Raw genomic sequence first — 12,957 nt, 5'->3', positions numbered from 1 at the left:
TAGGAGGTCACATACGATGACTTTTTCATTAGAGGGAAAAACGTTTGTCATAATGGGTGTAGCGAATAAAAGAAGTATTGCATGGGGAGTTGCCCGTTCCTTACATAAAGCAGGTGCAAAGCTGATATTCACTTACGGAAAAGACCGTACGGAAAAAAGCGTTAGGGAACTATCTTCTACATTGGAAGGGGAGCCTTCCACCATTTTACAATGTGATGTAACGAAGGATGAAAGCATTGAAAAATGTTTTGCGACGATTAAGGAAGAAACAGGTATCATTCATGGCGTGGCACACAGTATCGCCTTTGCCAACAAGGAAGAGCTGGACGGTGAGTTCGTCAACACGAGCCGTGAAGGGTTCTTGCTTGCCCATAATATCAGTTCATTCTCTTTAACGGCTGTAGCTAAAGCGGCGAAGGAAATCATGCCGGAAGGTGGCAGCATTGTCACAATGACGTATCTTGGCGGTGAACGGGTCATGCCAAATTATAATGTAATGGGAGTGGCTAAAGCTTCACTTGAAGCCAATGTCCGTTACCTCTCAAGTGATCTTGGCAAAGATAACATTCGAGTGAATGCAATTTCAGCAGGACCAATCCGTACCTTATCCGCAAAAGGTGTTCGTGACTTCAATACAATTTTAAAGAAGATTGAGGAAGAAGCACCGCTCCGTCGTACAACGACTCCGGAAGAAGTAGGGGATACGGCAGTATTTTTATTAAGTGACATGTCCCGCGGAATTACCGGGGAAAATATCCATGTGGATTCTGGTTATCATATAATTGGATGACAGTAAAGGAGGGGGCCGATATCGGTCCCCTTTTTTATTGTCCACTCTGCATATCTTGAATTGCTGCATCCTCAATTGAAATCTTTCCGATTTTTTCATCTTCAAATGTTTTAGTTTTCCCGCTAATCCCGAACATACTTAAGATTGGTTGATGTCCTTTTTTTGGGGAGTGGCACATCCCCAGCATAAAGAAGGGTGAACCTCATATAAATGATACATAGAGCCGATATTCATTGTTTGCAAGAATCGGCAAAAACCTGCTTTCAACCCTATTCGTGAAAAAGAAGGAGGGGGATCATGGACGTGAAGAAAGTTGGTCTGCCTTGTGCTGTTGGAAAACAAACCATACACCATACGCTGAAGAGACAAATTAATTTGAATGAAAAAAATATCAGCACTTCATATACCGCCGAGGAATTGGTGGAGCTATTGTCCCGACTTCCAGCCTTTGCACCTAAGCCTGTATGTAAGTTCATCATCAATGACCGTACACTATTCGGGAAATTGGAACAAAAAAAAGAATCAAGTTTGTTCATAAGGCATAAATTCGGGAAAAAAGTTGTCCAATACCAGATGGAACAGCTGCAGTCTGTGGATATTCTGAAATATTAAGGAGGGTTTTCATGTCAGAGAAAAATGGCGATAAGGAATCCAAACCACTTTTATATGTCGATCAAGCAAAAATATCAGATCTGCGTGGGAATATGCAAAGTGATTTTCGAACGAAAAAAGGTACACCTCAAGACAGCGTTGAGCCGGAACTTCAGGAGGCCGAGGATAAAGAAGAAAAAATCGAAAAAGTCAAACGAGAATTTGGTGTTTATGATGCCATGAAGGAAATTGAAAAAGAGATTTCGGGATTACGGAAAATCACCGAACAATATGTCCCTGAGCAAACTTCTGCTGAACAAATGGAACATCCTGAACAAATAGAACAGGAAAACGAAAAGCCAGTTAAGAGGAAAAGGAAAAAGGTCGAAAAGAAAGATTCTTCCCGGGACATCATTTCACGCCTATCCAATCATCAAGGTTTTCCAAAGCCATTATGTGAGGCTGTTATTAATGGAGAAACGCTTCAGTTTCATGTGTTGGGAATGAAGGGGGAATCAGTGAAGATTAAAAGAGGGAACCATATTCGTTTCGTGGGTCTGCCGGATATTAGCGATGCCAAAATAATTGAAGAATCCAAGTGAAGGAGCAATATTAGATGTTTCCCCCACAAAATGAATTTACCTTATTTATAATATTAGGCTTGGCTTCCTTCAGGCTGACACGCTTGATCGTTTTCGATAAAATCATGGAGCCGCTGCGTCGCCCCTTTTTTAAAGAGATAGTGGAAAAAAATGAAGAAGGAGATGTGGAAATATTTTTAATGCCCAAGGAAAAGGGCCTGCTTGGCTGGTTTGGACAATTGCTAAGCTGTTTTTGGTGCGTTGGTGTCTGGGTCAGTCTTTTTCTGGTTTTTCTTTATATCCAACATTGGTTTATTGGCGACGTACTGATATTAATCCTTGCCGTAGCGGCAGTAGGAGCGATTATTGAGGTCATAATCAGCAAAATTATGGACATTTGATTGGAAACAACTTGTCTCTTCGTTCATATAGTATGTTATAGATCTTAAAGGAGGGGTCATTAATTGAATCAGAAACAGAATCCATGGGCTTATGCCAAACCGATAAAAAAAGATCAGCCGGTCAAAATCAAAAAAGACTGTGGCTGTAATAATAAAAATAAAAATAAAGGCTATTGAGTAAAAAAACCTTTCCGCTTTGGAAAGGTTTTTTATTTCCTAATCCTACCATTCATAAAAAAACAGATAAACAAGAAAATAACAATAGAACGATAAATTAGGATGTGATTCAATGTTCAGACAAGGAAGGTATTTTAAGGGCAGCCTGCTGGTTTTTATAGTTGTTTTGTGTGTGCTTACTGCATGCAGCAATAAGAATGATGGAAAAACGGAGAATTTAGCAATGATTAAACGTACGAATCCTGAACCGATGGATATCATTAATGGAATGGATGAGAAGGATGAAAAGGGACTGATTTCAAAGGTCAAGGAAACAGTTGCTAATGAAGACACGATCTATGACGTGATCGTCGTGAAAAACGAAAAAAAGATTATCGTCGCTTATAAAGTTAAGCACTTAAAACGTTTTCATATGAAGAAAATTGAAAAGACTGTGACTGAAAATCTGGAAGAGAAGTTTCCCAAAAATGATTTTATCGTATCAAGCGATTATAAAATCTTTTTGGAATCTGTAAGATTGAACGAGTTACTCAAGGAGAAGGATGTACCCGAGAAAAAGGCAAGGAAGAAGTTCAAGGAAATTGAAGAACTTCAAAAAGAATTAATTTAGAAGAGAGGTTCAGCACAATGAGCGGCAAGGACAAAACGACCCCAATTCAGGATGCGTATCAAGAGCTCCAAGGGAAGCATGAAATTAAAAGACCAATATTGAAGAATTGTTTGAAAGCCTTTTTAGTAGGTGGCATTTTCTGTATAGTGGGACAAGCCATTTCCTACTTCTATATTTACTTTTTCAACTTTACGGAACAGACAGCCGGTGGTCCGACAACTGCTACCATGGTGTTCCTGGCTCTTTTGATGACCGGTTTCGGATTTTACGACCGCATTGGCCAGTTTGGTGGGGCAGGAAGTGCCGTCCCTGTTACAGGATTCGGTAACGCAGTCATTTCGGCAGCAATCGAACATCGGACGGAAGGTTTTGTACTTGGTGTTGGATCCAATATGTTTAAATTGGCCGGATCGGTCATTTTATTTGGAGTATTTTCAGCCTTTGTCGTGGCATTGATAAAAACGATTTATCAAATGATTGGGGGCTAAGCGGTGTTAAAGGGAAAACAATCATGGATTTTCACCAATAAGCCGGTCATCTTGGATACAGGAGTAACAGGCGGTCCATTTGAAGCAAATGGAGAAATCGCGGGTGATTTCGATATTCTATACGACGATTTGTGGATGGAGCAGGATTCATATGAGAAGGCTCATCGACATTTGATGGAAAAAGCGGTTGAGCTTGCATTGGAAAAAGGTAAGGTCGAGAGGGAACAGGTACAATTTTTCTTGGCGGGTGATTTAATCAATCAGGTTACACCTACAAGTTTTGCAGCCAGAACTAATGGAATTCCATATTTCGGCTTGTTTGGAGCCTGTTCCACTTCAATGGAAGGGCTCGCTCTAGCTGCCTTCATCACTAATTATGGCGGGGCTAACTATGTGTTGACAGGCGCCTCGAGCCACAATGCAGCTGTTGAAAAACAATTTCGCTATCCCACTGAATACGGAGGGCAAAAACCACCTACAGCCCAATGGACGATAACAGGAGCGGGGGTGGCGCTGGTTGCTCCTAATGGAAGCAAGCAAGGGGAATTTCCCCATATTGTCTCGGCCACTATCGGAAAGGTCATTGACATGGGATTGAAAGATCCTTTCAATATGGGGGGAGCGATGGCACCGGCTGCCGTCGATACGATACTTGCCCATTTCAAAGATACTGGTTTGACCCCGGATGATTATGATTTCATCATTACCGGTGATTTAGGTCAAATAGGAAGGAAGACAGCCATTGACTTATTAAAGCAAAAGGGCTATGGCATCAATCAGGAAAAATTCAAGGATTGCGGATTGATGATTTTTAAAAAGGATCAGCCTGTTTTGGCTGGCGGGAGCGGTGCGGGATGTTCGGCAGTGGTTTTATACGGTCATATACTAAATGAAATGATTTCTGGTAAATATAAAAAAATCCTGCTTGTCGCAACAGGAGCATTATTGTCACCACTTTCCGTCCAGCAAAAAGATACGATTCCGTGCATTGCCCATGCGGTAGCCATTGAATATGGGATGAATTCATGAAAAAGGAGAGATTTCGATGTTAGCAATGTTTTTTTGGGCCTTTGTCATCGGTGGCTTGATCTGTGTAGTCGGCCAGCTTCTTTTCGATGTCGCTAAGCTGACACCAGCACATACGTTAAGCTTATTCGTTGTAATAGGAGCTGTTCTTGGCGGATTTGATTTATATGAGCCGCTTGTTGACTTTGCCGGTGCTGGAGCAACCATACCGATCGTTTCGTTTGGGAACTCGCTGGTGAACGGGGCAATGATGGAATCGGAAAAGCATGGTCTAGTTGGCGTACTGACTGGTATGTTTGAAATTACAAGTTCCGGTATCTCTGCAGCAATCATCTTTGGATTCATCGGAGCTTTGGTTTTCAGACCAAAAGGATAAAATAAGCTAAATAGGCAGCCAGGATTAGGACATGGCCTATACATATTTGTCCAGACCTACATATGTTATCAGTAAGCTTTAGCGAGAGCGAGGTGATATAGATGTTTGGTTATGGTGGCTACGGTTGTTGTGGCGGCAGCGGTTATGGATACGGCGGAGGATACGGTGGCGGTGGTTCTACTTTCGCGATAATCGTTGTATTATTTATCCTATTGATCATTGTAGGGGCTTCTTTCTGCTAAAATAAAAGGAATAGGCAGAAGAAGCCTATTCCTTTTATTTTTAATTTGTATGGGCCTAGCACCATTTTTCTGATAATGCCATAGGATAGGTACAGAAAAGGGAGGGGCTTATGTATGGATAATAACTTTTTTAAAAACATAGAAGGTAAAACGGGCGTAAATATGAAGGATGTATTAGAATTGGCAAACTCGCTGCAAGGAGCCAATTTCAAAGATGAAACAACAGTTAGAAACGTTATTAAGCGTGTATCAAAAATAGCGAACAAACCGGTCAATAAGGAAACGGAAGATAAAATCGTCCATTCCATCGTAGCTGAAGGGAATAAACTGGATTTCGGGACTATTTCCAATATGATAAATAAAAAGTGACAAAAAGGCCTGCTATCATGCAGGCCTTCAGACTGTAGACAAACTCAAAGAAAAAAACAGTAAAAAATCATGGAGTATAACCAAGTCTTGTTTTAAAGTCGTGAAAGGGATTCGGGATGAGACCATTCCGAATCCCTTTTTGTTTTATCCTTCCATTTCCAAAGATGGATAGCATCAGCTTTTGGTCAAAGCTTCAGGAAACGTGATGGATGGGCGGTCCGTCCGCGTCTGGTTTGCAGGATGGAAAGGTAAAGATCCTTTTTAGCCCTGGTTGCCGCTACATAGAGCAATCGTCTTTCCTCTTCAAGAGGGGATAGTTCCCCTTTTCGATAAGATTCAAGTGCGAAATCATGAGGAATGCTGCCATCGACAGCAGCAAGGACATAAACGGTTTGATATTCAAGCCCTTTGGAACGGTGTATGGTGGTAAGCTGTATGGCATCCTTAAAATGTTTCGATAGCTGTTTAATCTCTTGGACCATCGCAGTCATATGATCGACATGTTCAAGGAAAGCGGCGACGGTGGGAAAACGATTTGCTGCCACCTTTAAGTCACGGATGTCATCGGCCCCTTTTTCCAGGTTCGCATCATTTCCGCGTTTTTTTACATATTCCTGGTATCCTAAATCTTTCTCGATGATTTCTAAAGCTACGAGTGGCGACAAATTTTTTAAAGAGCGGATTTGTCCTGGAATCGTTTTTAATTTTCGTTCTTGAAAAGCATGTCCTGTCTTAACGAAAGCAAATGCATCGATGAAATCACAATCCTGCAATATTGTCATTGCTTTTAACTCCTGTAATATACTTTGCTTTAAGAATAAGGAGGAAAGGACATCAGATGCTGCCTTGCTGTCATGCGGGAACAAACTCAAGCGCATAAAGGCAAGCATGCCGCGAATGATCCTGCGCTGATAAAACGAATCCGCATCCTTTTCAATGACGAATGGCAGGTTGGAAGCGGCTAGCCGTTCAAAAATGGCCCTGGACATCGTGTATGTCCTGTACAATACTGCAAAGTCCCCAGGGTTTGCTCCCTTGGATATTTTCTCTTGGATATCGGATACGATCATCGTTGCTTCCAATTCCTCGTCATAAGGATAAAATAAAACAGGGGGATTTCCTGAATCATGCTGTGCCCTCATCTTTTTCTCCATCCGGTTCTGGTTGCGCTTGATCAATCTGTTCGCTGTAGCGACAATTTCATGGGAAGAGCGGTAATTCTCCGTCAGCTTCACAACTTGGGATCGAGGGAAATCATGATTGAAATTCAATATATACTTCGGATCGCTTCCCCGGAATGAATAGATGGATTGATCATCATCTCCAACTGCACATACATTTTTTGATTCAGCAGAGAGGAGTTTTATCAATTCATATTGAACTTTATTGATATCCTGAAACTCATCTACCAAAAAATAGTTAAACCTTTGCTGATATTTCTTTAAAAAATCCGGGTGATTTTTTAAAAATACATAACAGCCTACAAGCATATCATCGAAATCATACTTCCCTGTTTGCTGTTTATATTCTTCATATTTCTTATATAAAAATAAACACGATTTCTCCCAATCGTCCTTAGGGTGAATATCTTCTGGAAAGGCCAATGAGTTTTTCCAAAGCCCAATTTGTTGAAGGGCTTGATCATATGCAAATTCCTTATCTTCAAGTTCCAATTCCCTGCCAGCCTGTTTCAATACCTTTTCTTTTTCCCACTCCCACTTCAATAGGAAATCGCGCTGCCATTTGGCTGGTTCATGGAAAATCAGGATTTTATAAAAGATGCTATGAAAGGTCCCGCTAACGATTTGAGAAACAAGGGAAGGAGTCATATAGGGATAGCCGAGCAGACGCTGCTGCATTTCCTTTGCGGATTTCGCCGTAAATGTTACAAGCATGATACTTTTTGGATCAATCTTTTTCACTGTAAGCATATAAGCAGTACGAACCGTCAATACGCGGGTTTTCCCGCTGCCTGCTCCTGAAAGGACGAGAATGGGACCATCGATCGTCATTACCGCCTTGAGTTGCTCTGCATCGAGAACAACCCCTGATGAGGATAATTCTTGAAAGTATGGTTCCTCTGATTGTGCCAGGCCATATGGTTTATCTGAATATTTCGGATTGCCGGTTATGGGCCGGCTTTTAAGGAAAGGTTCTGTAATGGTTTTTGTTTCCGTAATGGTTCGCGATGTAGGAATCCTAAATCCATTCTGTTCCATATATTCTAATGGCTTGTCCTCATTTATTGGTTCTGAAATTGGCATATCACAGGGTCCCTGGGAGGGGTCACCATGATAAAAATAAGGTGTCTCATGGATTCCAATAAATAATTTCACTGGTTTATGACAAATGATACAAGAAAGCTGATCACGTTTTCCTTTTTCAAAAAGTGTCTGCAGCTCACCAGCTGAAACGGTATGTAAATGTACGATTTCATTGCCAGATTTTGCTTGATTCATATAAATGGATACCTCTAATCTATTAAAAATATCGGCAATACTCATCATACCAGAAGATTAGGAAAAAAGAATGCGGAAATCATGTTTAAATATTGTTCTGGACGGGTAATTAAATGACAACATAACTATTTAAATATAAAGAGGTTACACGGGATACATAGCACCTGTCACACAATTTGATTTTATTCAATATGCCAACCGGACGGTCGAAGCTGCAGGGAAAGTAAGAATTGTTAAAGGAACGACACCCATTCAACCTATCCGTTTTGATCAGTTGTTGGATAAGGAAAGGGGAAGCGTTGAAGGATTACATCAAAATCAAGATATTGATCGGGTAAGTACATATGGCAGGCACATATAAATATCAAATGGGCATGAGGGTAAGTGAAGATTTAATGGGTGAAATGACAGGAAAAGGAAGGCTTTTCAACGGAATTGTCTAGTTCTTCCATGAAAGACAAAAGAGGACACGTGAGTGTCCTTTTTGTGTTGATTTCTTATAGAATGTCGATTTCAACGATTAGAGCTAACAATAGTTGCAGTAATAGTTGGATGTTTAGAGCGATTTGTGCATCAGTTGTTGTAATGTCGATATCACGGCTGTTTTCAACAATTGTTTTTTGGCGCGTGATTTGTTTAACATTAGAAGATTGGATTAATTCTTGAGTAATCTTTTCAGCATTATCAGCATCTGCAATGGAAATGCTTACGATGACCGCAATTGCAGCTTGTAGAGCAGCTTGTAGAGAAAGGGCCGCTTTAACATCCGTTGAAGTGATATTTACATTACAAGAATCTTTAATGTAAATAAGTTCTTCAGAAAGCTGAACTTGATTATTATCCTGTCTTGCCTCTTGGTCAATCTTTGTGTCATCGTCGTTACAGAATCCTGATAGGGGATGTCTGGAAGCGGAATCTAGAGCCGACCATGATCTTTCAGAGTCATCATGTGTGTTACAGTTGCTACGATATACATTTTGGTTCATGTTGTTTTTTCCTCCTTAGGTTTTATTCCCTATTAAAATATGCTTTGATGGGTAATCGGGTTGGACGAATAAATCAGTTAATTCGTCTATTTTTTAAATACTTAGATAAAGTATTAGTGGGTGGGGGATGAATAATAAAGAAGCTGGAGCTTTAGGAATGAAATGTAAGTGCTGCTATGTCTCGTTTTACTTATTTCTCGCCAGCAAGTAAGGTTTGATTAGGTGATATGGTGCGTCATTTATCTTTGGAATCAGTGAATTTGTTGTGAATGGAATTTGTAACTGGATTGACATCATGTTCCGTGATGTTCTTTTCTTGGTTTATGATTTTTAGTGATTGTTCTTGTAAATAACGAATGGTTTCTTTAAGGTTGTTTCGCTCTCTTTCAGTTAGATCGACTTTTTCCTTTTTGAAACCATGTTTTCTCATAGTCCTCGAAACCAGCAGTTCCATCAGTCTTTTTTGAGACTCCTCCAGGTTAAATTCATTGTTACCCATAAAATTTTCCCTCCTTCTTGCTTTCTATATATAGACTATGTATTTCTGCGTAGATTGCCATTGAACGGAAATGGTTTTTTTAATAAAACGATAATTTAAGTTCATGAACGAACAAAAAAAAGCTGTCCAATCAGAAGACTGAAAGGACAGCTTTTTTATATCATAAAATGGTTTTCTTCATCGTTTTATGAGGAATGCCAGCATCCATGAATTCGCTGGAAACGATCTCATACCCTAATTTCGAATAAAAAGGGATGGCGTGTACTTGGGAATCAAGCTTCAATTGAGGAACTTCCTGCTGGATTGCGTAATCCTCAATAGCTTTCATGATCATGGCACCGGCACCATTTTTACGGCCCGATGATAGTACACAAATTCGCTGGACTTTACCGATGTTGTCGATGACCCTGAAGCGGCCGGCACCGATTGGCTGATGCTGCTCATCATATAAAACGAAATGTGTAGATTCTTCTTCATATTCATCGATCTCTTCTTCAAGAGGGACGTTTTGTTCTTGGACAAACACTTTTTTTCTGATCATATAAGCATTTTCAAGCTCTTGGCTGTTCTCTGCAATCTTTACAAACACGAAATCATTCAGCTCCTAATCTAAATGTTTCGTAAACGGTCCATGCCCCGTCTTCAAGTTGATACAGCAAGTGAACTCGTTTCACCTCTTCTTCATGGCTGATGTCAAGCATGCTTAATTGGCCTAAAACATCAGAATGCTCATTATCGGATAAATCTTGAGCGATGGTAATATGAGGGACAAATGCATGTTCACTTTCACTTTTGATGAAGCCCTCATTGTTGAGTGCATCATGCAGCTCTTGAAGCCCTTCGGATAATTCCACTTTGAAATAAATAGTATTGCTTACGGGTTGGAAAGACTTCGTTTTCGTTACGCTCAACGTAAAAGGCCTGCACTTTTGAGCAATGCCTTTTAATTGTTCCGCAATTGTTGAAATTTCCATATCCGTTGCTTCGAACGTTGGTTTAAGCGTCAGATGCGGTGGTATGAAAGCATATTTCGTATCATACCGTTTACGATAGGAGTTAGCTAAATCTTGAAGTTTTTTTGATGGGAAAATTGCAACACCATATTTCATAAATAAAACCTCCTGATATTTTTTATTGTTGTATTATAGTTGGACATGTTTTTACTTGAAACCATCTCAAAGAGATGATTTCGAGTAAGTTAGAACATTTCCAATAGTGCTCGTTTTAAATCTGCCTGCCAGTATTTCCAGGTATGATTACCTTCAAATTCTTCATAGAAGCAAGGAAATCCTTTTTGGTTTATTAATTTATGCAATTCCCTATTGGGTTCTATGAAGTTTGCCTTGTTGCCATCCGTAGTTGGAACATCTGTTTCACCAGTCCCGATCACATGGTAAAGTTCGAGGAGATGCGGATCCTCAAAATTACGTACAGCATCCATTACTGCTTCATTGGCAAGTGGCGACTGCATGATGCATTTCCCGAATGTATGCGGATACTTTAGAGCGGCCAATAAAGATACTGTACCGCCAAGAGAGTCACCGATCAAAGTTCGACCATGCCCCATTTGATAGGTTGGGAATTCATCATCTAAAAACGGGACAAGTTCATGGGCAAGAAAACGTATGTATGCAATGTGCTGTTCCCCGTCCGGATGATATTTTCGCCTGCGGTCAAAGCGGTCTTTATAGGGAATGCCGACAATGATGATATTCTCGATCTCATCGTTCCCTAACAGTTCATCTGCTACCCGTCCAATTCGGCCCATTTGAAAATAATCACGGCCATCCTGAGCAATCACAAGCGAATATTTATACAATGGCGAAAAATTTGCAGGCAAGTAAACAAGTAGTTCCAATTCTTCTGCTAAAGCTTCGCTTTTAAACATGTACTCTTTAATTGTGCCTTTGCGTAAACTCATTCTTCCGCACCTCGATGATAATTAATAATGAAAAACAACTTACTTGATTATTTTAGCATAGCCTAGCGACTTTTTCCCGTGACAAGAATTTAGAATATAAAATTTTCGTTATATTTTCTAAAAATTTAAATTATAAGGTGATATAATACAAGGATATAGAAAAATAATACAAAAAAGGTGGCGAATAAAATGGCAGATGTACACGTACATAGCAGGGAAGTAACAAAGGCGGCTAAGCGAACATTATTAGAGCGTGGTGTCAGTGTGGAGGCAATTGCAAAAATCGTCTATGAATTGCAGTTCCCGTACAAAGCTGACCTTAAGCTGGAGGAATGCGTCCACAGCGTTGAGCGTGTCCTGTTGAAAAGGGAAATTCAACATGCCATTTTAGTCGGTGTGGAGCTGGATAAACTGGCAGAGCAAAAAAAGCTATCAGAACCCCTGCAATCGATTGTTGAATCTGATGAAGGGCTATTCGGGGTGGATGAAACGATTGCCTTTGGTGCAGTACTCGGCTACGGAAGCATTGCTGTAACGACCTTTGGACATTTGGATAAAAATAAAATAGGCGTCATACACGAACTTGATAAGAAGCAGGAAGGAATCGTGCATACCTTCCTGGATGATATCGTTGCAAGCATTGCCGCGAGTGCCGCCTCAAGGTTAGCTCATCGTCTGAGAGATGAAGAAGAATCGTTAACTGAACAGGAAAAGGACATCCAGGAAGAAGAAGAGTTAATAGGTTGAACCTTGATTAACAATCTTCATCCAGACCTGTCAAACCTTGCCTTAATGAGGCGGGCAGAAAGGATATTGGCCACTTTAAACGTCCGTTTTGTCTGCCTTAGAAAACAGAATGCGTGAATATGGCCTGGATAAATTTCAAGCACCTGAATTTTCCGCTGCGTAATCTTCCCTTGTTCGGAGAGATAAATTATCTCCAATGGAGCATTTTCTTCCATATGTTTACGAAGTATATATTTCATTCCCTGTCACTCCTTTGCTGACTTAGCTTGCTATCATTATATGCGAACGTACGTTTTATATGCAAGTTAAAAAGGAACGTTAGTTCGTTTTTTGGTGAGGGGAAATAAAATAAGTTAAAGTTAAAACTTTTTTAATATAATGCGTTGACTTTTTAATAAAAAAACATATAACAAATTATGTATTTTAAGTATCTTACTAGTTAGTCATTACATACGACTTGTTAACTTAGTGGGAGAGCACTTCCTTGACTGGGAAGGCTGGTAGAGTTTATTCCACATTAAAGCTCTTGTCCTTTAACACCAATGATTTCAAGTTAATGAAGCTTACGAGATGAAAAGTAGTCATGTATCGACACTTTCAGTTCAATCCTTAACGGCTTTACAAATAATAAACTTCTGAATCACTTTTCTTTCTATTTCAAAAAGAAAAGTGATTTTTTGTTGATTTGATTTGC

The 12,957-nt window shown here is 40.0% G+C and carries 18 protein-coding genes; 11 read left to right on the top strand and 7 right to left on the bottom strand.

Going from position 1 to position 12,957, the window contains the following annotated elements:
- Positions 1–16: 16 nt before the first annotated feature.
- The 10 genes from fabI to spoVIF all read left to right on the top strand — a co-directional run bounded on the left by fabI (position 17) and on the right by spoVIF (position 5,651).
- The gene (fabI, locus tag QFZ73_RS04755) at positions 17–790 is read left to right on the top strand and encodes an enoyl-ACP reductase FabI (protein ID WP_251431321.1); all 774 of its coding nucleotides are present in this window, start codon (positions 17–19) and stop codon (positions 788–790) included.
- Between the two features lie 297 nt (positions 791–1,087).
- Positions 1,088–1,402, top strand: a complete 315-nt coding sequence (locus QFZ73_RS04750) for a hypothetical protein (protein WP_063232167.1) — start codon at positions 1,088–1,090, stop codon at positions 1,400–1,402.
- An 11-nt stretch (positions 1,403–1,413) separates the two neighbouring features.
- Positions 1,414–1,983 (top strand): hypothetical protein, encoded by a 570-nt coding sequence (locus QFZ73_RS04745; protein WP_307263563.1) that lies wholly within the window; start codon positions 1,414–1,416, stop codon positions 1,981–1,983.
- Between the two features lie 14 nt (positions 1,984–1,997).
- A complete protein-coding gene (locus tag QFZ73_RS04740) occupies positions 1,998–2,363 on the top strand; it encodes a DUF1360 domain-containing protein (protein ID WP_307263560.1) in 366 nt (121 codons plus the stop codon).
- A gap of 289 nt (positions 2,364–2,652) precedes the next feature.
- On the top strand, positions 2,653–3,150 hold the full coding sequence (locus QFZ73_RS04735; protein ID WP_251431314.1) for a YhcN/YlaJ family sporulation lipoprotein: 498 nt from the start codon (positions 2,653–2,655) through the stop codon (positions 3,148–3,150).
- Between the two features lie 17 nt (positions 3,151–3,167).
- On the top strand, positions 3,168–3,638 hold the full coding sequence (gene spoVAC, locus QFZ73_RS04730; protein WP_251431311.1) for a stage V sporulation protein AC: 471 nt from the start codon (positions 3,168–3,170) through the stop codon (positions 3,636–3,638).
- Positions 3,639–3,641: 3 nt separating this feature from the next.
- On the top strand, positions 3,642–4,667 hold the full coding sequence (spoVAD, locus tag QFZ73_RS04725) for a stage V sporulation protein AD (protein ID WP_307263554.1): 1,026 nt from the start codon (positions 3,642–3,644) through the stop codon (positions 4,665–4,667).
- A gap of 16 nt (positions 4,668–4,683) precedes the next feature.
- Positions 4,684–5,040 (top strand): stage V sporulation protein AE, encoded by a 357-nt coding sequence (gene spoVAE, locus QFZ73_RS04720; protein ID WP_057278904.1) that lies wholly within the window; start codon positions 4,684–4,686, stop codon positions 5,038–5,040.
- Positions 5,041–5,141: 101 nt separating this feature from the next.
- Complete coding sequence (locus tag QFZ73_RS04715) at positions 5,142–5,282, top strand: YjcZ family sporulation protein (protein WP_101224097.1); 141 nt, start codon at positions 5,142–5,144, stop codon at positions 5,280–5,282.
- A gap of 114 nt (positions 5,283–5,396) precedes the next feature.
- Positions 5,397–5,651 carry a sporulation-specific transcription regulator SpoVIF gene (gene spoVIF, locus QFZ73_RS04710; RefSeq protein ID WP_034314458.1) on the top strand — a complete coding sequence of 85 codons (255 nt, stop codon included), beginning with the start codon at positions 5,397–5,399 and terminating at the stop codon, positions 5,649–5,651.
- Between the two features lie 185 nt (positions 5,652–5,836).
- On the opposite strand, the gene QFZ73_RS04705 is transcribed toward spoVIF, so the two are convergent.
- From QFZ73_RS04705 to QFZ73_RS04680, 6 genes are all read right to left on the bottom strand, one after another.
- Complete coding sequence (locus QFZ73_RS04705) at positions 5,837–8,110, bottom strand: ATP-dependent helicase (RefSeq protein WP_307263547.1); 2,274 nt, start codon at positions 8,108–8,110, stop codon at positions 5,837–5,839.
- Positions 8,111–8,607: 497 nt separating this feature from the next.
- The gene (locus QFZ73_RS04700) at positions 8,608–9,096 is read right to left on the bottom strand and encodes a spore coat protein (protein WP_251431300.1); all 489 of its coding nucleotides are present in this window, start codon (positions 9,094–9,096) and stop codon (positions 8,608–8,610) included.
- 235 nt (positions 9,097–9,331) lie between these two features.
- On the bottom strand, positions 9,332–9,595 hold the full coding sequence (locus QFZ73_RS04695; protein WP_207437760.1) for a hypothetical protein: 264 nt from the start codon (positions 9,593–9,595) through the stop codon (positions 9,332–9,334).
- Between the two features lie 160 nt (positions 9,596–9,755).
- Positions 9,756–10,184: a GNAT family N-acetyltransferase gene (locus tag QFZ73_RS04690; protein WP_307263541.1), complete on the bottom strand. Its 429-nt coding sequence runs from the start codon at positions 10,182–10,184 to the stop codon at positions 9,756–9,758.
- A 4-nt stretch (positions 10,185–10,188) separates the two neighbouring features.
- Positions 10,189–10,704 carry a YjcG family protein gene (locus QFZ73_RS04685; protein WP_251431293.1) on the bottom strand — a complete coding sequence of 172 codons (516 nt, stop codon included), beginning with the start codon at positions 10,702–10,704 and terminating at the stop codon, positions 10,189–10,191.
- Between the two features lie 89 nt (positions 10,705–10,793).
- Positions 10,794–11,516, bottom strand: coding sequence for an alpha/beta hydrolase (locus QFZ73_RS04680; protein WP_251431290.1), 723 nt, complete (start codon positions 11,514–11,516; stop codon positions 10,794–10,796).
- Between the two features lie 189 nt (positions 11,517–11,705).
- Here QFZ73_RS04680 and QFZ73_RS04675 point away from each other — a divergent pair, with 189 nt between their 5' ends.
- A complete protein-coding gene (locus QFZ73_RS04675) occupies positions 11,706–12,263 on the top strand; it encodes a phosphatidylglycerophosphatase A family protein (RefSeq protein ID WP_251431287.1) in 558 nt (185 codons plus the stop codon).
- Between the two features lie 17 nt (positions 12,264–12,280).
- On the opposite strand, the gene QFZ73_RS04670 is transcribed toward QFZ73_RS04675, so the two are convergent.
- Positions 12,281–12,502, bottom strand: coding sequence for a hypothetical protein (locus QFZ73_RS04670; protein WP_076367067.1), 222 nt, complete (start codon positions 12,500–12,502; stop codon positions 12,281–12,283).
- Positions 12,503–12,957 lie beyond the last annotated feature (455 nt).

The organism is Peribacillus sp. V2I11 (assembly GCF_030817135.1).
Lineage (GTDB): Bacteria > Bacillota > Bacilli > Bacillales > DSM-1321 > Peribacillus > Peribacillus simplex.
The sequence above is the reverse complement of the archived record's forward strand: the minus strand, read 5'-3'. Positions and strand labels throughout refer to the sequence as shown.